Genomic DNA, 20,412 nt, shown 5'->3' on the forward strand with positions numbered 1-20,412 from the left:
ACAGAATGAAAACGATCAAAGGCCCGGCTTTGTTTCTGGCGCAATTCGCCGGTGACGATGCACCTTTCAACTCGTGGGACGCCATCACAAAGTGGGCTGCGGATTGTGGCTATAAAGGTGTGCAGGTTCCCAGTTGGGATGGTCGACTGTTCGATCTCGACAAAGCCGCGTCCAGTACCGATTACTGTGACGAGTTCAAGGGCAAGGCGCGCGAAAACGGGGTCGAGGTCACCGAGTTGTCGACCCACCTGCAAGGCCAGCTTGTCGCCGTGCACCCGGCTTACGATACCGCGTTTGACGGGTTTGCAGCGGAAAGCGTCAGGGGCAATCCCAAAGCGCGACAGGAATGGGCCGTCGATCAGGTGAAAAAGGCGCTGTCGGCGTCAAGAAACCTCGGCATTTCAGCGCATGCGACCTTTTCGGGGGCATTGGCATGGCCCTATGTCTATCCTTGGCCACAAAGGCCCGCCGGACTGATTGAAACAGCTTTCGATGAGCTTGCGCACCGTTGGGTCCCAATTCTGAACCACGCGGAAGAATGCGGCGTGGATGTCTGCTATGAAATCCATCCGGGCGAGGATCTGCACGACGGGATCACGTATGAAATGTTCCTGGAACGCACGGGCAATCACGCGCGCGCGTGCATGCTGTACGATCCGTCTCATTACGTCCTTCAGTGCTTGGATTATCTGGACAATATCGAAATCTACAAAGACCGGATCCGCATGTTCCATGTCAAAGATGCCGAATTCAACCCAACCGGGCGGCAAGGGGTCTATTCGGGCTATCAAAGCTGGGTCGACAGGGCCGGGCGTTTCAGATCCCTGGGTGATGGGCAGGTCGACTTTGGGGCTGTGTTCTCAAAGATGGCGGCCAATGACTTTGACGGTTGGGCGGTTGTCGAGTGGGAATGCTGCCTCAAGCATCCGGAAGACGGCGCTCGCGAAGGGGCGCAGTTCGTGTCTGATCACATCATCCGTGTAACCGAAAAAGCCTTTGATGATTTCGCAGATGGTGGCGCGGATGAAGCTGCCAACCGGAAAATGCTGGGGATCGACTGATGGTTACAGGACGCAACGAAGAAACATCGAGGCGCATTCGGCTTGGTATGGTCGGCGGCGGCAATGACGCATTCATTGGCGGCGTACACCGTATTGCGGCACGATTGGACGATAAATTTGAACTGGTGGCCGGTGCCTTATCCTCGACGCCCGAGAAATCCCGCGAAAGCGGTGAGGCGTTGGGGCTGGACCGGGTGTACGACGACTTCAAGCAAATGGCGATCAGAGAAGCCCGTTTGAAGTCTGGTATTGAAGCGGTTTCCATCGTCACACCGAACCACGTGCATTATGCGGCCGCGCGAGAATTTCTGAAGCGCGGTATCCACGTCATCTGCGATAAACCCCTCACCTCGACACTCAGCGATGCCAAAAAGCTGGTCAAAGCGGCAGAGACCGCGGACGCGTTGTTCATCCTGACGCACAACTACACCGGCTATCCAATGGTACGGCAAGCCCGGGATATGGTGGCCAATGGGGTGATTGGTAAAATTCGCGTGGTTCAGGTCGAATACCCGCAGGATTGGTTGACGGAAGAGCAGGATTTCAAACAAGCGGAATGGAGGACGGATCCCGAACGCTCGGGCGCGGGGGGATCGACAGGGGACATTGGGACCCACGCCTACAATATCGCCTGTTTCGTCACCGGGCTCGAGGCAGAGAGCCTTGCGGCAGACTTGCAAGCGTTTGTTCCCGGTCGTCTGGTCGATGACAACGCGCACGTCATGTTGCGCTTTCAAGGCGGAGCCAAGGGTATGCTGTGGTGTTCGCAGGTGGCCCCCGGAAACGAAAACGCGCTTCGATTGCGCGTATACGGAGAAAAAGGTGGGTTGGAATGGGCGCAGGAGGACCCGAACTATCTTTGGTTCACGCCCTATGGCGAACCCAAGCGGTTGGTGACCCGTAACGGTGCCGGGGCAGGGGACGCCGCCAACCGCCTGAGCCGCGTTCCGCCCGGTCATCCCGAGGGATATCTGGAAGGATTTGCAAACATTTACAGCGAAGCGGCAGAGGCCATTCAGGCCTTCAGAAATGGTGAAAAGCCGGACACATCCGTTATTTACCCAACTGTGAGCGACGGGCTTCGCGGCGTCAAATTCGTCTCGGCCTGTGTGCAAAGCTCAGCGCGAAATTCGGCTTGGGTGAAGTTGGGCTAGGAATGCGATGGGTCGAGAAGCGTTGGCCAGATGCATGTGCGCTGAAAGTCGGTTTTTGGTTTCGGAAGACGAGCGAAACTGAGTATCAATGGGATTGGTGTTGCGATACGGTTTCGACTGATTTGACGGTGCAGCAGTAGTGGGTTCGGTACAGAGCGTTGCAGATTGAACAGGTGTCCCTGACCGACGAAACGATGTCGGTATCGCTTTTGAACTATGGGGCTGTCACTCAAGGGTGGTGGCTGGACGGCACACCTTTGATACTGGGTTATGAGAACCCGCAGGACTATCTAACCGACCCCTATTATCTCGGTGCAATTGTCGGGCGTGTCGCCAACAGACTTGGCGGCGGTCAGTTCGAGCTTCACGGCATTTGCCGCAAGTTGGACGCCAACGAGGGCGAGAACACTTTGCATGGCGGAAGCGTCGGACTGTCGCGGCAATTTTGGACAATTCGCCAAATCGCGCCAAATGAGGCGGTGTTGAATTACCTGTCGCCAGACGGCGAAGGCGGATTTCCGGGCAACGTGGACTTTCAGGTTCGCGTCCTCCTTCATTCCCCGTGCTTGACGTATGAGATTAAGGCCACGCCGGATCAAGCCACCCCGATCAGTGTGGCGCAACACAATTATTTTTGTCTGGGAAGCAAACTGGGCGCGTCGGACCTGCGCGTGGGGGTGGCATCAAATCAATTTCTCGAAATAGACGAAGCGGGCATCGCTACGGGAATGCGACGCGATGCAACCGAAATTGGCGTTGGTTCCCCCGCTGACCAGCCAAGTGTCGATGCTGAACAGGACATAGATCACTTTTTTGTCTTTGATCCCAAAACTCAGCGCAGGCCGGTGGCCACAATCACGGCCAAAACCGGCCTTCGACTGAATGTCTATAGCGATCAACCGGGTGCACAGGTTTACACTGGCGGGCACCTCTCGCATCCCTTTCCGCGAAATGGTGGGGTGTGCGTTGAGCCATCGGGCTATCCGAATGCCGTGAACGTTCCGGGGTTTCCATCGGTCATTCACACGCCGGACAATCCGTATTACCAAAAGCTGACTCTGAAGATCGAAAGGGGGCGGGATTGAAGTACGCTTTGGCAATAACGGTTTCGGGTTTGTGGCTGACACTCACGGCTGCTAATGCGCAGGATCTCGGACCCAGGCCCGAGTTTCTGGAACCGGATTTTGACAATGCAGAACTTGGACACCTGCTGTTTTATGATCCGATCTTGTCAGGCAACCGGAATATCAGTTGTGCGACTTGCCATCACCCTGACCTTGGCACATCGGACGGGCTGTCGCTTGGGATTGGCGAGGGGGGCATCGGGCTTGGCAACGAGCGCAGGCCAGATCCTGACAACCTGCCGGAGCAGCGGATACCGCGAAACTCGCCTGGACTGTGGAACCTTGGCGCGACCGAATTCACAACCTTCTTTCATGACGGGCGACTAGAAGCTGACCCGGGCGAACCGCTTGGGTTCCGAACCCCTCTGGGCACGAATATGAGGCCGGGTTTTCAATCGGCTTTGGCGGCACAGGCGATGTTCCCGGTTTTGTCGCCTGATGAAATGGCCGGACACTATTCGGAAAACGAAGTAAGCCAGGCCGTGCGTCAGGGACTGCTGTCACAGGAGGGCGGGGCGTGGGACCTGATCGCCGCCCGGGTCGCGGCAATTCCCGAATACCGGCAGCGATTTGAAGATGTGTATCCGGGCGAAGAGATTACTTTCACCGCGATCGCCAACGTCATCGCCGATTTTATTGCCTTTGAATGGCGCGCCGACAACAGCCCGTTCGACCTTGCAATGCGGGGCGAAGGCGAGCTGCCGCAAGCCGCCCAACACGGGATGGGCCTGTTCTATGGCAAGGCCGGATGCGCGGCCTGTCACGCCGGCTGGTTTCAAACGGATCACCAGTTTCATTCGATCGCAATGCCGCAAATTGGTCCCGGCAAGGCGGCACGGTTCGAGAACCATGTGCGCGACGACGGACGCTTGCGCGTGACCGGCAGTTCCAACGATGCCTTTGCCTTCAGAACCCCGTCGCTGCGCAACGTGACACTGACTGCGCCCTACGGTCACAGCGGGGCCTATTCAAGTCTGGAAGATGTTATTCGCCACCACCTGAATCCTGCGCAGTCGCTGCACGAGTATTCCCTTGAAATGGCGAATTTGCCCGCGTTTTCCGGTGCGGAGGATCAGAATCCGATGATGGACACCGAACTTGTTGCCGCGATTGCAGACTCCAGCGATTTGTTGCCGCAAAGCCTGACGGATGACGAAATCGATGCACTTGTGAGTTTTCTGGAGAGTCTTGAGGACCCAGCCGTTCGTTTGGGTGTGCCGGACAGCGTCCCAAGCGGGTTGCCAGTCGATCAATAATCACCGACCAAAGCGAATGATCTGGTTGGGCGCGACGTCTTTCCATTCGCCGGTTTCGCCTCCGGGCCAGACAATGCGCACTTGTACGCTGTCAGCCTCGCCAATGCCGAAATGCTGCATGCCAGCGATCCCGCTGGCATGGCCTCCACCTACGGTGATCTCTCTGGTTTGGGTGCCGAACTTGGTTTTGACCTCCAAAAAGCCTCCAACGGCCATTCGATTGGGACGGTCCTGATGGACGTCTACCAAAAGCCAGTTATCCGATTGCGAGCGGTTTTGGTAAACCTCGAAATCTGCACCTCGATTGACGACCACAAGATCCAACCGCCCATCATTATTCAGGTCGGCCAGTGCGGCCCCGCGCGACTTGGACATTGATGCGACACCGGCCTCCGACGAAGCTTCGACGAACTCGCCGTTTTCTTTTTGAATCATGAGGTTATTGGGGTCGCTCATTGCCGCATCGGGCATTTGTTCGACATTTCCCTTTGCAACAAAAATGTCGTCCAAGCCGTCATTGTTCACATCACCGAACTGCGCATGCCACCCGGTCGACGGCCGCCCATCATCACCCGCATGCGGGCGGTGTGCGGTTGTGCCCTTGTCATAGGTGGCATCCCGCCACGTCGGGCCTTCTGCCTCGGGGTCAAACACCTGAAACTTCTGGTCGCCCATCGACGTCAGATACACCTCGGGATGCCCGTCACCGGTCAGATCACGCGAAGCGATGCCCATTCCCCAGATCGAATAGGGCAGCCAGCCGTCATCGGATGAATAAAGACGCGGCGTGTCCCCCATCGACCAAAGCTGCTCTTCTCCTCCGCGCACGTAGTAGTGGCGGTCATTGCTGACGCGCAAATCCGCGCGACCGGTCCGTGACCAATCCGAAAACAGAATGGATAGAGAGCAATAGCCGGGTTCAAGATGTTGCGGCACTGTGTACCTGCCACCATCGGGTCGATACAGAACCGTTGGCCCGCAGGCCTCAAAGGGGCCATCTGGGTCGGAACGGTCCACATAAGTCCCGAACGCAAGGGTCGGCAAGGTCTGGCCATCCTCCCAAGTTGCAGAAAAACCGGTGGTCCAATGATCCTCCGACTGAAATCCAAGGGATTCGAATGGGGCAAAGGTGCAGTCGGGCCTTCCCTGCAACAACAAGTCCTGCCCGACCCGCAGGACAACAAGGTCCATCCTACCGTCGCTGTCGACATCCAGGGGGTAGGCACCTGTCACGCCGGTCTGAGCGAGCTGCGCAGGGGTGTCCTCGCGAAACGAAAGGCTTTCGGTTGAGGTGTTCTGGAACAGCGTGGAAGGGTTCGACCCGCCAGCCACGAAAAGCTCTGGCAGGGTGTCGCCATCACAGTCGAAGACGGCAACGCCACCGCCCACAAAGTGCTCCCACCCGCCGTCATAGGCGTGGGGTGCAACCTCAATCCGTTCGAAAACCGGGGGCGCGGCATTTGCCGACGCCGCGGTCGCGCACAGAAGTGAAAAAATTAGTTCACGCCGCATTGGCAGCAAACTCCTTAACTTTGAGGATCGAGACCTGCTCGATTCCATAGGCCGCAGCACCTTTGGCCCAAATCTGGTCGCCCCAACGGTGGACCTTGATCTCGGGCAGCGGCGCATCAACGTTAACGACCCCGCTGCGAATGCGGTTCATGACCTCGTCGGAACACAGGTGGTCAATACTGGAATGCGCCGCTGAAATAATAATACATTCGGGATCGAACAGGTTAATCAGATTGGATATTCCCAGCCCGAACATCTGGCCTGCACGGGCAAGCACTGAAACCGCTCTTTGATCGCCAGAGCGGGCGCGTTCCTGAATATTGGAAACGGTTTCCATGTCTTTTGTCTGGTCCGCAACGGTCATTTCGCGGATCAGCGCATAGTCCCCGACATAGGCTTCCAGGCACCCACGCTGACCGCATTGGCATAAAGCGCCATCAAGTTGAACCTTGGCGTGTCCAAACTCTGCCCCGCACCCTCGTTCGCCGCGATAAAGCTCACCATCCAGCACGATACCCAGTCCGACTCCGTGTTCAATCGTGACGACGAGGAAGTTCTTCAGGCCCTTGCCCAAGCCAAAGAGTTGTTCGGCCTTGGCAACAAGATTGGCGTCGTTTTCAACGAAGGCCGGGCAGGGTAATTCGGTCGACAACAGGTCGTTGAAGTCGATGTTGCGTTCTGTGATGGACGAAGACCAGTGGACAAAGTTCCGTTCCGCGTCAACCAGACCGGCAATTCCGATTGAAACGCCCGCCAGTTTGTCGGGGCTGCTGTTGATCTTTTTGCAAGTGTCTTCCAGAACCGCTCGGATGACTTTCACGAACTCATCCGGCGACATTCTTGCATTATCCAACGTATGTCTGTGCGAGGCGACCTCGCTGCCTTCGAAGTCGACAACAATGACCGAGATGTGCTGGCGCGCGACTTTCAAACCCGCAATCAGATGTGAAGTACCGTCCAACTGAAGCAGGACCCTGGGTCTACCTCGCTTTGTTGATTTTGGGTTCGTGTCCCCCTCGATTTCTTTGATCAAACCCGCCGAAATCAGGTTGGCGGTCGCCGCTGTGACGGTTGCCGGGCTGGTTTGCAACGCTGCTGCAATATCGATTCGCGAGATCGGTCCACGCACACGGATATGTTCGAGAACCCGCAGGCGGGTCACGTTTCGTTTGTCCAAAGTGTCTGGAGACGCATTGCTTTTCAGCATCTTATCCTCGCGAATCTCATCACAGACTTAACGTAAGCGGGTTTTATTGTTTCTGACAGACTAAATATTTTACCGACTGAAATAAATATGCTAGTTAAAAATCTGAGAGCAGCGAATCGAATACGTTTGCTCACCAAATGGGAGGAAATCATGAAGAGAATTCTCAGCCTTTCGGCTGCAGCAGTGATGTTGGGTTCGGTCGCGTTTGCCGACCCCGTTGTCGGCGTCAGCTGGTCCAATTTCCAGGAAGAGCGCTGGAAGACGGACGAAGCAGCGATCAAATCCGCGCTGGAAGCAGGCGGTGCGGAATATATTTCGGCTGACGCGCAGTCGTCATCGGCCAAACAGCTTTCCGACATTGAAAGCCTGATTGCCCAGGGTGTGGACGCTCTTATTGTCCTCGCACAAGACGCTCAGGCCATTGGCCCGGCAGTACAGGCGGCTGCGGACGAAGGCATTCCGGTCATCGCGTACGACCGTCTGATTGAAGATGATCGCGCGTTCTATCTGACCTTTGACAACGTCGAAGTTGGCCGGATGCAGGCAAGGGCGGTTTTCGACGCGATGCCCAAGGGCAACTACGTGATGATCAAGGGTTCCCCTACCGATCCGAACGCTGATTTCCTGCGGGGCGGCCAACAAGAAATCATCGCCGCAGCTGTGGACAGTGGCGACATCGTCATTGTGGGTGAGGCTTATACCGACGGTTGGCTTCCGGCCAATGCGCAGCGCAATATGGAACAAATCCTGACCGCCAATGAAAACAACGTGGATGCCGTGGTTGCGTCTAACGATGGTACTGCGGGTGGTGTTGTTGCGGCCCTGACAGCCCAAGGCATGGAAGGTATTCCGGTTTCGGGGCAGGACGGTGACCACGCCGCATTGAACCGTGTCGCGCTGGGGACGCAAACCGTTTCCGTTTGGAAAGACGCGCGCGAATTGGGCAAGGCGGCGGGTGAAATCGCTGTGGCTCTGAGCAGCGGAACCAGCCCTGCTGATGTGGATGGTGCCGTCAGCTGGACGTCGCCCGGCGGGACGACCATGAACTCGGTCTTCCTGGCTCCGGTTCCGATCACCAAGGACAACCTGTCCGTTGTTGTCGATGCCGGATGGATCCCGTTGGAAGATCTCTGCCAGGGCGTTGAAAGCGGCCCCGCTCCTTGTAACTAAACATCACGGTCCTCGGCCCCAATCCTTGGCCGGGGACCCTTGCTGAATTGAAAGATCGGAAATGACCGAAACTTCGTCTCAGCCGGTTCCACAAAAAGCAAAGCCAGGCCTGTTCCAACAGTTGGAACTGGATATGCGGCTTTTGGGAATGATCGGCGCATTTGTCATCCTTTGCATCGGGTTCAACATCGTCACGGATGGGCGATTCCTGACGCCGCGAAACCTGTTCAATCTGTCGATTCAGACTGTTTCAGTGGCGATCATGGCCTGTGGCATGGTCTTCATAATCGTAACACGTCACATTGATCTGTCCGTGGGCGCGTTGCTGGCAACGACCTCTGCCGTCATGGCAATGACGCAGACCGAGTTGCTTCCGAACATTCTGGGCATGGGCCTGAACAATCCTGCGACCTGGGCCATAACTATCCTTATCGGGTTGCTGGCTGGCACGTTGATAGGGGCCTTCCACGGGTGGATGGTCGGCTATCTGACAATTCCTGCCTTTATCGTAACGCTCGGTGGGTTCTTGGTCTGGCGAAACGTCGCCTGGTACATGACCAGTGGGCAAACGATTGGGCCACTGGACAGCACGTTCCTGATGTTTGGTGGAACCAACGGCACGCTTGGCACAACCGCGAGCTGGATGTTCGGATTGTTTGCCACGGCGGTTGCGATCTGGGCGTTGTGGAGCGGCCGCCGCGCAAAGGCGTCGCACGGCTTTCCGGTAAAGCCTGTGTGGGCAGAATCCACCTTGGCCGGAATCATCGCGATCGCGATCCTTGGATATGTCTACATCGTAAACAGCTATTCCATTCCGACCCGCAGGTTAGAGCGTATGTTCGAAGCCCGTGGTGAGACAATGCCCGAGGGTTTGGTCGTCGGATACGGCATTCCAATCTCGGTTCTTATCCTGATAATCGTCGCGGTCACGCTGACTGTGGTTGCCCGAAAAACCCGGTTTGGCCGCTATATCTTTGCCACTGGCGGCAATCCTGACGCGGCAGAACTCTCGGGGATCAATACAAGGCTGCTGACGGTCAAGATTTTCGCGCTGATGGGTTTTCTTTGCGCGGTTTCGGCGGTGGTCGCCTCGGCGCGTCTGGCCAACCACTCGAACGACATCGGGACCTTGGACGAACTGCGGGTCATCGCGGCTGCGGTAATCGGCGGTACGGCCTTGTCTGGCGGTATCGGCACCATCTACGGCGCGATCCTCGGAGCTTTGATCATGCAGGCGCTTCAATCCGGCATGGCGATGGTCGGCGTCGACGCTCCGTTCCAGAATATCGTCGTCGGCAGCGTTCTTGTACTCGCCGTTTATATCGACATCGTTTACCGCAAGCGGCTGGGAGCCAAGTGATGCAGGATCAGGAAACTCAGCAAACATCCTCGGGTCGCGGCTCTGGCGTTCCGCCACTTGTCGAGATGCGCGACATTTCGATCTCGTTCGGGGGGATCAAGGCGGTCGATCACGTATCGGTCGACCTATATCCCGGCGAAGTGGTCGGTCTGTTGGGGCATAACGGCGCGGGCAAATCGACGCTCATCAAGGTCCTGTCTGGTGCGTATCAGATGGATCACGGCGAAATCCTGATTGATGGCAAATCGGTCGAGATTACCAACCCTCGCGACGCGCGGGCCAATAACATCGAGACAATCTATCAAACCCTTGCTTTGGCAGACAATTTGGATGCGACATCCAACCTGTTTCTGGGGCGCGAGATGGTCACCCCGATGGGGTTGGTGAACGACGCCGCGATGGAGGCCGAGTGCCGCAAGATCATGGCGCAGCTCAATCCAAACTTTCAGAAGTTCAACGACCCCGTTTCGGCGCTGTCAGGCGGGCAAAGGCAATCTGTGGCCATCGCGCGGGCCGTTTACTTTAATGCCCGCATCCTGATCATGGACGAGCCGACGGCGGCCTTGGGACCACACGAAACCCAGATGGTCGCTGACCTGATTCATCAATTGAAAGCACAGGGAATCGGTATTTTCCTGATCGATCACGACGTTCACGCCGTGATGGACCTGTGTGACCGGGCATCGGTGATGAAGAACGGCAAACTGGTCGGGACAGTCGATATCGCGGACGTTACGGACGACGACCTGTTGTCGATGATCATTCTCGGCAAACAGCCGGGGCAAAAATCAGAATAGAGGCAGAAATGACAAGCGGTTTCTTTGAGGGCATTGAAAAGGTCCGGTTCGAGGGTGTCGACAGCGACAACCCGTTGGCGTTCCGACATTACAACCCGGATGAGGTTGTTCTGGGCAAGCGGATGGAGGATCACCTGAGGTTTGCCGTCGCATGGTGGCATACATTTGCCTGGGAAGGCGGCGATCCGTTTGGCGGCGCGACGTTTGAACGGCCTTGGCATCCTCAGGATGACATGGGTCGCGCAAAACTGAAAGCCGATATCGCATTCGAGATGTTCGAGCTTTTGGGTCAGCCTTTCTTCTGCTGGCATGATGCGGACATTCGGCCGGAACAGGGCAATTTCGCCGACAATCTGCGCACATTGGAAGAAATCACCGACTATATTGGTGAAAAGATGCAAGATGTTGGCACAAAGTTGCTTTGGGGGACGGCCAACATGTTCAGCCATCGCCGCTGGATGGCAGGCGCCAGCACCAACCCCGACCCGGACGTTTTCGCCTTTGCTGCGGCGACCGTGAAATCATGCATGGATGCGACCCATAAGCTGAATGGCGAAAACTATGTGCTGTGGGGCGGTCGTGAGGGGTATGAGACGCTGCTCAACACCGACTTGAAAACCGAACTTGATCACATGGGCCGCTTCCTGAACATGGTGGTCGATTATAAGCACAAGATCGGCTTCAAGGGCACCATTCTTGTCGAACCAAAGCCGCAGGAACCATCCAAACACCAATATGACTATGACGCGGCAACTTGCATCGGGTTCCTCAGGAAATACGGCCTCGAGGACGAAGTTAAGCTGAACCTCGAACAAGGCCATGCGATCCTTGCCGGGCATAGTTTCGAGCATGAACTTGCCGTTGCTACAGCCGAGGGCATGTTGGGTTCGATCGATATGAACCGAAATGATTATCAATCGGGCTGGGACACGGACCAATTTCCCAACAACACACCAGAAGTTGCCTTGGCTTACTATTACGTGTTGAAAGCGGGCGGTTTCACCACAGGCGGCACAAACTTTGACTCGAAGTTGCGTCGGCAATCCATTGATCCGGATGATCTAATTGCGGGTCATATCGGAGGTATGGATGTCTGTGCCCGTGGTTTGAAAGCCGCAGCTGCAATGATCGAAGATGGCGGTTTGGAAACCGAACTGACCAACAGATACTCTGGTTGGGAAACGCCCGCGGCCCAAGCCATGTTGGAAAGCAACCTGGATGACATCACTGCGCGCGTTCTCGCAGATGCGGTAAACCCCGATCCACGATCAGGGCGTCAGGAAAAGCTGGAAAACTACGTCAACCGGTTCGTCTGACCCGCCTAACGGTCTGAGTCACTTGCTCACAAAGGGCGAAGCTTGCATTCGCAAATGCCAAGCTCGCCCGTCTACTGTGATGCATTTGGCATGGGCCGGACTTTGCGCCGACAGACCAGACGATGACAGGGTTTCGACTAATGCAACGCGCCGCCGCGAGCCTTCCCGTAATCCGGGCACCCGGTTCATGGCGCGTTGAACGCCTCGCATCGTCTCATGCGCAAAATACCTTTCAGCGTCGATCAGATACCGGCTGGGCGTCTAACCCGCAGCTTTCGCGGCGTTTTGTTGAACGAGCCTGGCAAGAATCGTACGGGCATCTGGTGGGATTGCCGTAAAGCGCACTGCAAAGCCGCCGTTTTCTCCTGTCTTGTCCAAAACCTTGGCATACAAGCTCATCCCCGGATCCGTGCCATCAGGCCAGTCAATCTGCAATTGCAGATCAGTAAAAGGTTGCGGAGAGATGTCGGATCGGATGCGCGCTTCGGTCGTTGACAGGCGCATGATCCTACCCTCAACCGGGTCGCCCACGATCTGTTTTTCAACGACCGAGCGGAATTTGAGTGTTATGGGTGGGTCAAGATCGGCCATTTCAACCGGCTGACTTGACAGGCTTATCGCATGTGCGCCGCCCAGCCCGATCAGTTCAAACAGTTTCAACGGTTTGCCAGCGCCTTTGGGCTCGACCGTGCGGAATTCGCGCAGGTCCAACGGGGCTTTCACCGCGTTTCGGGTTTCTTCGGCAATCAAAACTTGTCCGCCGACGGTAAATCCTTCGATCCGAGCCGCCAGGTTGGTGGTGCTGCCCACCACGCTGTATTTGGCGCGTTTGTCCGAGCCGACGTTGCCGACAACGACCTCGCCTGTGTTCACACCAATACCCATCTCGATCTCGGGCAAGCCATTGCGCGTGTTCCAGTCGTTCACCCGCGCCATCCTTTGCTGCATCTCCAGCGCACATGCCAAGGCGCGTTCGGCGTCATCGGGTCTTTGCAACGGGGCGCCGAACACGACCAGAATCGCATCCCCCACAAAGGCATCAATCGTGCCGTTGTACTTCTGAATGACCGTCGTCATTTCGCTGAGATAGTTGTTCAGCATGGTCACGATGTTTTCGGGCGGCAATGTGTCCGAAAGCGTTGAAAAGCCGCGCAGGTCCGACATCATCACGGTCACAGTGGTTTTTCTGCCGCTGAAATCCAGCCCGTCCGCAGACTTCAACAACTGGTCAACCACCTCGCCCGCCAGATAGCGGCCAAAGGTCTGTTCGATGAAGCTGGCGTGCATCTCGAGTTGTTCGGTACGCTCGCGTACTTTGTCTTCCAGATTTTCAACCAGTTCCGCATTGCGGATAGACACCGCGATCTGTCCAGACAGCAGCGACAGAAGGCGCGCGCGTTCTGGTTTAAAGGCCGAACTGACAAGATTGTTTTCAAGGTAGACAAGTCCGATCAACTCACCTTGATGCAGGATCGGCTGACACAGGACCGAGCGGGTCCCGCTGTCCTGAACATAGCGATCGACCATGAATCTTTCGTCGATCTGTGCGTCGTCGACGACGACAACCTCGTGTGTGCGCGCGGTATAATTTATGACGCTCGCGGGAAGGATCCTTGTTCCGACCTCGGAATCCAGCGGCACCGGCAGCTCTGCGACCGAGCCGTCCGAAATCACGCTGGCTTCGGTTTCGATCATGATGTCATCACCGCGCGTCAACAACAGCACACCGCGTTGCGCCCCCGCGTTTTCGATGAGAATACCCAGCAAGCGATCAAGCAGGCGCCCAAGTGCGACCTCGGCCGAAATGGTTTGTGCCGCCTTGAGCAAAGTGTTGAGGTCAAGATCGCCTTTCAGGAACTGATTGGTCGTCGTGTCGACTGTTCCTTGTGTGCTCTCGGCCATCGTCTGAATGGTCGCGCGACTGTCGCGATGCTCGGTCAGAAGCTGCGGGAATTCCAGTTCCAGTTCTTCAACTTTTCGCTGTGCCCCCCATAGCTGGTAGGCATAGCGGGCATCGCGCAGATACATCATTCCGATCCGCGCATTGGGCCGACGTTTCATCACGTATCGCGCGGCCAGTTCACAGGCAATCGCCTCATCCTGTACGAATTGACCTTTCTGAGCAGAAAGGATCGCCGCATCAAACAGATCAAGAACGTCGGTGTCCTTGCCATCCAGACGTGCGATCTCGGCCGCAACAATCAATTGCTTGGCGCGGAAGTTATCCGGCCCGGACTCGGCCCACTGGCTCAACCGCTCGTGGTTGGCCTCCAGCTGCGCCCGCATCTCGGGATCGGTATCGCCGCCGGCGTCAAGCGCGGCGATCGAAAGCGATTGGTACAACAGATGATCTGCGAGGTTCGGGTGGTTGATGATGAAGCTCAGCAAAGGCTCGACCATACGGGTCTCGGCCAAGGCCTCGTGCGGGCGGCCAAACACATACAATGCCTGCGCCTTGAGGATGCGATAGAAACAGATGGCCATAGACATCTTGTTTTCTTCGCAGGCTTCCAGGAAAGCAGTTTCTTCTAGGTTCTCGGTAGAGAAATCCGTGCTGGAATGTGACCGCCCCGCCAGCGTGGACAGCACCAGTTGATGGGCGTGGATGCCCGCAATGGCCCCGTGGTTTTGTGCCCGCAGCAATGCATCAAGCTGGTCGGGCATCGCGTCCAGGACCTCGTCAATCTGCTTGCCCGCAAAGGTGTCGATGGCCACGCGGTACATGACCAAGTACCCGGCCCATAGAATGTCGCCCGAGTTCATGCCCTCGCGGTAACCGCGCTCGATGACCGGAATAGCGTTGCGAACGTGGTGAACCCACGGGATAAGCTCGACGCCTGTAACAAGGCAGACGGTGGCCGACGGGGCTTTGGCACCGAACTTGTCACACAGCCTCAGTGCAAGCTCGCCAAAGGCCAGGCCCTCGCGGAATTTGCCCATAAACGCGCCAAGGATCAGGCCGAAATTTGCAAAGAACAACGCAGATTCAGGTGCGTTGCCGTGTTTCAGCGACAACTGGACCGAGGTTCCGACGATCTGCGGGAACAATTGCTGATTATACAGGAAGGCCGCGATGATCAGGTGACGCAGGCTGCGCTGTGCCAGCGCAATTTCCGGGCTGTCCACGTCCGGATTGTCAAACAAAGCCGCCGGGTTTGTGTCGCCCAGCATTCCGGCTGCCATTCCAACGGCGTTCTGGCCGGCCTCTTCCAGGTTTTCGAGGCTCATTTCCACGCCGACAAATCCCAATGCCCTGATGCCGGCTTCGATGGCTTGATCAAACTCCATCAACAGCGTGTGTTGGGCGATGCGGGTAAAGTAAATCTCGGCCTTTTCGAGATCGGTGCGTGCGTGATCCAGCGTCGTTGAAACGATTTCGGTGCATCGTTCAAAATTACCGGTCAGATACTCCAACGTGGCGGATTGCCGATGGGCCTCAAACATGAGGTCATAGTTTTCGTCCCATCCGTTCGGTCCCAACAGTTCCAGGGCCACGTTCACAAAGGACAGCGCCGCGCTGTACGCTGCCGAAGCATAGGCTTTGCGTGCCGCCGAAAGGTCGAGTTGGGCAAGGTCGATCTGCTCGTCGCGATCAGTTATCCCGTCGCGCCCGATGTTCAGTTGATCGACAACTTCGAAGATCCTGTCGTTCAGCTCATCTGCCGACAATCGTGACCGCAGCTGACGGCCAATCGCAAGATGCACACTGTTGTGGTCTTCGATGTCTATCAGGCTATACGCCGCCTGCTGAACACGGTCATGTTGGAAGGCGAACTCGCGCACAACCAGCGGGGAAAGCGCATTGTCATCCTCGGTTACGATCAAATCGGACAGAGGTCTGATCAGGTCTTCCTGAATGGCGGGCAGCAGGCACTCGAACGCCTCTTGCGGTTCAATCTTTCGGATCAGGGCAAGCGTGTCGATATCAAACTGGCTGCCGATACAGGCAGCGAGCTGAAGGGCCGATTGCGTGTCGGGCTCCAGTCTGCGCAGTCTTTCAAGCAGCAGGTCCACGACGTTATCGGTGATTTTAGCCGCGCGGATTGCCTGAATATCCCAAGTCCAGCGAACCGGGGCGTCCGGATTGTCCGAAGTTTGAAAAATCAGGCCTTCATGGTGCAGATCGATCAGGAATTGTCGGGCAAAAAACGGGTTGCCCTGGGTTTTTTGAACGACAAGCTGCGCCAACTCGAACAGCTGTGACGCGTCCGTTTGCAAAGTGTCCGCGATCAGGTTCGCGATGTCCGACATGCCAAGCGGAGCCAGCGCCAGGCTGGAAAGTTTGCCACCAGCGTCGCGCACCGAATCCAACGCCAGCGTCATGGGGTGCATCGCGTCCACTTCGTTGCTGCGATAAGCCCCGATCAGCAGCAAGCGACCGATCTGGTCATCCGTCAGAACCACCTTCAACAGTCCAAGCGTCGCGCTGTCAGCCCATTGCAGGTCATCAAGAAACAGGACCAGCACCCGGTCATGGGCACAGAGCGCCCTCAGGAACTTTCGGACCGTCTGATTAAAGCGGTTCGTGGCCTCTGTCGCATCCAGCTCGGCTGCGGTCGGTTGCGGGCCGATGATCAATTCCAATTCCGGCAGGACATCCAGTATGACTGACGCGTTGGGAGCCAACGCCTCGTTCAGTTCCTCGCGCCAGCGCGCCAGACGGTTTTCGCTTTCCGTCAACAATTGGCGCACCAGATCCTGAAGCGCAACGGTCAGGCCGAAATAGGGGTCGTTCTTCTTGAATTGGTCGAATTTGCCCCGGCCAAAATATCCGCGTTCGCGCGTGATCGGTTTGTGGACCTCGTTAACCAGCGCGGTTTTGCCAACACCGGAATAGCCGGATACCAGCATCATCTCTGCCGGGCCCTGCCGTACGCGCTCAAACGCCTCCAACAATGTCCGCAATTCCCGGTCGCGCCCATAAAGCCGTTCGGGCACGGTGAAACGATCCGTCCTGTCAGACCGCCCCGGTTCGAACCGGTCCAGACCCGCACCAAGGCGCACGGTTTCAAGGTCTGCAATGATGCCCGCCGCACTCTGGTATCTGTCCTCGGCCTTCTTGGCCATCATTCGTCCAACGATTTTGGACAGCGCCAGTGGAACATCCGGGTTGCGCCGATGCGCGGGAATCGGTTCGCGCGCCACATGGCAATGAACCAGTTCCAGCTTGTCGTCAGCTTCGAAAGGCGGCACACCGGTCAGCATTTCGTAGAACGTCGCGCCCATGGAGTAGAAATCGGTGCGATGATCCAAGGTCCGGTTCATTCGGCCCGTTTGCTCGGGGGAGATGTAGGGCAGGGTGCCTTCCAGTACCTCCGGGCTTTTTAGAACCGGATGTTCGATTGAGAACCTCGTGGCGATACCGAAGTCGATCAGCTTGACCTCGCCCGTGCCCGGATTGATCAAAACGTTTTGCGGCGAAATATCCTTGTGGATCACGTGTGCCTTATGAATACCCTCGACTGCCCTTGCCATCTGAAGGGCGGTGTCCAGAAACTCGGCAGACGACAGCGTGCGTGTTGCCAGCAGATCGGCAATTGCCACCCCGTCAAAGTCTTCCAGAACCATCATCAGCGACTTGTCGTGACGACGTAACTCCAACGCGTGAATCACGCCGGGCAGGTCGAGGCTGCTGGTGATTTCATATTCGCTGCGATAGCGGGCCAGTTTGCTTGCGCTCGGGAAATCGCTTTTGAGGATCTTTATGACGACCCGCGCGCCGTCCGAGTCTCGTGTGGCGCGGAACAGAAATGAATTGCCACTTTCATAAAGCCGCTCCGACAGGCGGAAGCCGGGAACAAAGGACATGCTCGTGTTAGCCATGGACGTTGTCACCCGCGGACCATTTGTTAGCGCCGTAATAGCCAATTCCGTGGCCGACCTGCGCAAAGTTCAACTCGGAAAAATTGCCGAATGGGATATATTTGGTCAACATTGGCAGTACGTCGCTCTCCCATCTTCTTGGGTCCGTGCAGGCCCCGATCCGGGCACCGGGCAGGTCGCGCCCCGCATCCAGAAAGTCTTTCATTGCATTCATATGGCGAGCTAAGTACGCGTGTTTTTCCGCGCGCTCAAGGCTGTTGGCAGCAAGGGTCCAGAATGGCGTGTCCCACTGTGACCCGCACGCATAATGCCATGCGATGAAAAGTGAATTACGCAGGATATAGGATCGCATCGTCTGGTTTGCGTGATCTATCGCGGGGTCGCTTAACGGGCTTTTGGATCCGTGGTCGGTCATCCAGCGTTGCGCTGTGCGCACCTGCATGATCGTTGCCCCAATGGCCGTCGCCTCCAGCGGTTCGACAAATGATGCGGCGTTGCCGATCGTGAAGATGCGTCCATCAAACCACGTTTTGCGCATGAAGTTCGGAAAGCTCACGCGAACTCGGATTTCCGTCGGTTCCGTGTCTTCGCTTTCCAGGAAAGCGTCGAAGTCCTCAAGCACCTCTTCATCCGTGCTGAGTGTCGGATTGAAGACATAGCCGCAGGACGTCCAGTCACGCAATGGTATCTGAAACGCCCATCCATGCCGCCGCGCAATTGATCGAGACATGCTTGTATCCGCACTGGGCGGCAGGCGGCGAACCATTGCACGTCCGGTGGGAATCCAATCCATTCGGATGATGTCCGGGTCCATTGGTGCATCGGCCCACGCCCCTTTCGGAAAACCACGCGCGTCAAGGACATAGTCACAGTGCAACTGACTTCCGTCTTCGAACCCGATCAGAACGCCTTTTTCTTGTGTCACCAGTGATACGACTTTGCCGTCAATATGCGTCGCGCGAACATGATCGCTGATCAGATCAGTGACGCGACCCGCATCAAAGTGATACCCGTACAAACGCGGCGGCTGAAACCGGTTGACGAAATCGGTGTTGTCCGCACCCCATCCTTGATACGCGGACCCCATTTTTACCGTTGCTCCGCAACGCTCGCCTATCTCGTCCGGGCCGACGCCCGAAACCTCTTGCAGCCAAAGCGGGAAGCGCGGAGTCGTCCCCTCGCCAACCCCAATTGTCGGTATCCGGGAATCAAAGATGTGCCACAGTGCGGCATCGGGAAAGTAATGCGTCAGATGCGCTGCCGCGATGAAACCGGCTGTACCGCCACCCAAAACGGCAATCTTCATGCGACGGCCTCCTGTGTCAGCGTTTCTGGATCGCGCAACATATGCTGAACGTCCAAAAGCAAGCGAGTAAGTGTCGTGTCGAATGGCGCTGCGCGCACAAGGCTGTTCATCCGCTCGGCCAATCCGGGTGACATCGAATTCTCCCATTTGCCTGTGGCGACCCGCCACGGCCATTCGTTGTGCTGCGCCAAAAGTGACTGAAACCGTTTACCTGCAAACCCGCTGGGGCATTCGTCCAGACATTCTGCAAGCAAGCGAACACCTCGCGCCGCTGCAGTCATGCCCAAGCCCGCATAGGGGTCCAGCGCACATACGCTGTCACCTACAGCATACAGGTTTTCCGGCCAGTCGGGATAGTCTTCGTAGTGTCGCCGTCGGTTTGTTGTCCGGCCAAAGATGTGAACAGGGCTTGCAAGGCTCGCTTGTTTCAAAGCGTCATGCAGCGAGGCGTCGGGCAAGTGCGCGGTAAGTCTGAGGAAACCATCGTAATCGGTTGGCAAATCGGCATTTTCCGGGGACTGAATTACAACTCCCCACAGGTCGTTTTCGGCGCGTATCATCATACCGGCATAACCGTCCGATCTGCTTTCGGGCGCGATTGCAAGTCCGCTCCATTCCGGTGTCTGCCCAGGCGCAAACTGCACCCAACACGAGGCGTATTGGCGACCGGGCGCAACCTCGGACGTCGCAATCCTGGCGGCCTCTCCAAAATGTTGTGCAAACCAACGGGGCAGGCGCGATGCAGCGCCACTTGCATCGATAACAACATCCGCTCTTTGAATGCCTTGAGAGGCTCCGTTTTTAGTATCTAGGCAAACCCCACGAATACTTGCGCCATCCGGCGTCAGTTCGAACCCGGTAACCCGCTGCCCTGTGCACATACGAACCGTTTCGGTGTCCCGGATTAGGTCCAACAAGGCAGTTTCAATAAGGCACCGTGATGCACCGTACAGCGTTATTCCGGTCTGAACGCGGGGCAACCATCCTGTGGACACCCGCTTCGCCACGTCAGAGCCCGCGTCATATGCCGTGGCGCCGCGCACCAACAGGGCGTCGCGCCATCCCGGTGCCAAATCGTCAAATGCCTGCGCCCCTGCACCCATCAGCATGTGCAAGCAATGGCTTTGGGGCACAGAGGGCCGTGATTTGGGGGCGTCACCCGACAGTTCCGCGTAGTCCGAACGCTCCAGCACGGTGACCCGGGCGAACCGATCCTTGAGCATCAGCGCTGAAAGCAGGCCTGCGATGCCGCCGCCAATGACAATCGCATGGGCGTCGGTCTGGCGTGATGGGTCGTGATTTGGATCGGGTGGCCGGGTCATCGAG

At 56.9% G+C, this 20,412-nt stretch carries 13 protein-coding genes; 8 read left to right on the forward strand and 5 right to left on the reverse strand.

Annotation, left to right across the window (positions count from 1 at the left end; translation table 11 throughout):
* The first annotated feature begins 5 nt into the window (after positions 1-5).
* From RA28_RS06905 to RA28_RS06920, 4 genes are all read left to right on the forward strand, one after another.
* Positions 6-1,061: a sugar phosphate isomerase/epimerase family protein gene (locus RA28_RS06905; RefSeq protein WP_039524946.1), complete on the forward strand. Its 1,056-nt coding sequence runs from the start codon at positions 6-8 to the stop codon at positions 1,059-1,061.
* Complete coding sequence (locus RA28_RS06910; protein WP_206539614.1) at positions 1,061-2,215, forward strand: Gfo/Idh/MocA family protein; 1,155 nt, start codon at positions 1,061-1,063, stop codon at positions 2,213-2,215. The genes RA28_RS06905 and RA28_RS06910 overlap by 1 nt, the downstream gene beginning before the upstream one ends.
* A 158-nt stretch (positions 2,216-2,373) precedes the next feature.
* Positions 2,374-3,300 (forward strand): aldose epimerase family protein, encoded by a 927-nt coding sequence (locus RA28_RS06915; RefSeq protein WP_052261316.1) that lies wholly within the window; start codon positions 2,374-2,376, stop codon positions 3,298-3,300.
* Positions 3,297-4,595: a cytochrome-c peroxidase gene (locus RA28_RS06920; RefSeq protein ID WP_039524952.1), complete on the forward strand. Its 1,299-nt coding sequence runs from the start codon at positions 3,297-3,299 to the stop codon at positions 4,593-4,595. The genes RA28_RS06915 and RA28_RS06920 overlap by 4 nt, the downstream gene beginning before the upstream one ends.
* Here RA28_RS06920 and RA28_RS06925 read toward each other — a convergent pair whose 3' ends face one another.
* Both RA28_RS06925 and RA28_RS06930 read right to left on the reverse strand, forming a co-directional pair.
* Entirely contained in the window at positions 4,596-6,107 is a 1,512-nt protein-coding gene (locus tag RA28_RS06925) for a CRTAC1 family protein (RefSeq protein WP_039524954.1), read from the reverse strand.
* Positions 6,097-7,314 carry an ROK family transcriptional regulator gene (locus RA28_RS06930; RefSeq protein WP_039524957.1) on the reverse strand — a complete coding sequence of 406 codons (1,218 nt, stop codon included), beginning with the start codon at positions 7,312-7,314 and terminating at the stop codon, positions 6,097-6,099. The genes RA28_RS06925 and RA28_RS06930 overlap by 11 nt, the downstream gene beginning before the upstream one ends.
* Before the next feature lie 150 nt (positions 7,315-7,464).
* Here RA28_RS06930 and xylF point away from each other — a divergent pair, with 150 nt between their 5' ends.
* The 4 genes from xylF to xylA all read left to right on the forward strand — a co-directional run bounded on the left by xylF (position 7,465) and on the right by xylA (position 11,957).
* Complete coding sequence (gene xylF / locus RA28_RS06935; RefSeq protein ID WP_039524961.1) at positions 7,465-8,484, forward strand: D-xylose ABC transporter substrate-binding protein; 1,020 nt, start codon at positions 7,465-7,467, stop codon at positions 8,482-8,484.
* 61 nt (positions 8,485-8,545) lie between these two features.
* Entirely contained in the window at positions 8,546-9,844 is a 1,299-nt protein-coding gene (locus RA28_RS06940) for a sugar ABC transporter permease (RefSeq protein ID WP_039524964.1), read from the forward strand.
* Positions 9,844-10,641: an ATP-binding cassette domain-containing protein gene (locus RA28_RS06945; RefSeq protein ID WP_039524965.1), complete on the forward strand. Its 798-nt coding sequence runs from the start codon at positions 9,844-9,846 to the stop codon at positions 10,639-10,641. The genes RA28_RS06940 and RA28_RS06945 overlap by 1 nt, the downstream gene beginning before the upstream one ends.
* Before the next feature lie 8 nt (positions 10,642-10,649).
* Positions 10,650-11,957: a xylose isomerase gene (gene xylA / locus RA28_RS06950; protein ID WP_039524968.1), complete on the forward strand. Its 1,308-nt coding sequence runs from the start codon at positions 10,650-10,652 to the stop codon at positions 11,955-11,957.
* A gap of 261 nt (positions 11,958-12,218) precedes the next feature.
* Here xylA and RA28_RS06955 read toward each other — a convergent pair whose 3' ends face one another.
* The 3 genes from RA28_RS06955 to RA28_RS22655 are packed head-to-tail and all read right to left on the reverse strand — an operon-like array spanning position 12,219 to position 20,408.
* Positions 12,219-17,780 (reverse strand): AAA family ATPase, encoded by a 5,562-nt coding sequence (locus tag RA28_RS06955; RefSeq protein WP_082029741.1) that lies wholly within the window; start codon positions 17,778-17,780, stop codon positions 12,219-12,221.
* Entirely contained in the window at positions 17,773-19,086 is a 1,314-nt protein-coding gene (locus tag RA28_RS06960; RefSeq protein ID WP_039524971.1) for a tryptophan 7-halogenase, read from the reverse strand. Before RA28_RS06960 ends, RA28_RS06955 begins: the two co-directional genes overlap by 8 nt.
* Positions 19,083-20,408 carry an FAD-dependent oxidoreductase gene (locus tag RA28_RS22655; RefSeq protein WP_039524975.1) on the reverse strand — a complete coding sequence of 442 codons (1,326 nt, stop codon included), beginning with the start codon at positions 20,406-20,408 and terminating at the stop codon, positions 19,083-19,085. The genes RA28_RS06960 and RA28_RS22655 overlap by 4 nt, the downstream gene beginning before the upstream one ends.
* Positions 20,409-20,412: the final 4 nt, after the last annotated feature.

The sequence above is a fragment of the Ruegeria sp. ANG-S4 genome, assembly GCF_000814005.1.
In the GTDB taxonomy this organism is placed as follows: Bacteria; Pseudomonadota; Alphaproteobacteria; order Rhodobacterales; family Rhodobacteraceae; genus Ruegeria.

Excerpts from the sequence above, each read along its gene's own strand:
- RA28_RS06905 (WP_039524946.1), top strand. The coding sequence starts at position 6 with ATGAAAACGATCAAAGGCCCGGCTTTGTTTCTGGCGCAATTCGCCGGT.
- RA28_RS06910 (WP_206539614.1), top strand. The coding sequence starts at position 1,061 with ATGGTTACAGGACGCAACGAAGAAACATCGAGGCGCATTCGGCTTGGT.
- RA28_RS06925 (WP_039524954.1), bottom strand. The coding sequence starts at position 6,107 with ATGCGGCGTGAACTAATTTTTTCACTTCTGTGCGCGACCGCGGCGTCG.
- RA28_RS06930 (WP_039524957.1), bottom strand. The coding sequence starts at position 7,314 with ATGCTGAAAAGCAATGCGTCTCCAGACACTTTGGACAAACGAAACGTG.
- xylF (WP_039524961.1), top strand. The coding sequence starts at position 7,465 with ATGAAGAGAATTCTCAGCCTTTCGGCTGCAGCAGTGATGTTGGGTTCG.
- RA28_RS06940 (WP_039524964.1), top strand. The coding sequence starts at position 8,546 with ATGACCGAAACTTCGTCTCAGCCGGTTCCACAAAAAGCAAAGCCAGGC.
- RA28_RS06945 (WP_039524965.1), top strand. The coding sequence starts at position 9,844 with ATGCAGGATCAGGAAACTCAGCAAACATCCTCGGGTCGCGGCTCTGGC.
- xylA (WP_039524968.1), top strand. The coding sequence starts at position 10,650 with ATGACAAGCGGTTTCTTTGAGGGCATTGAAAAGGTCCGGTTCGAGGGT.
- RA28_RS06955 (WP_082029741.1), bottom strand. The coding sequence starts at position 17,780 with ATGGCTAACACGAGCATGTCCTTTGTTCCCGGCTTCCGCCTGTCGGAG.
- RA28_RS06960 (WP_039524971.1), bottom strand. The coding sequence starts at position 19,086 with ATGAAGATTGCCGTTTTGGGTGGCGGTACAGCCGGTTTCATCGCGGCA.
- RA28_RS22655 (WP_039524975.1), bottom strand. The coding sequence starts at position 20,408 with ATGACCCGGCCACCCGATCCAAATCACGACCCATCACGCCAGACCGAC.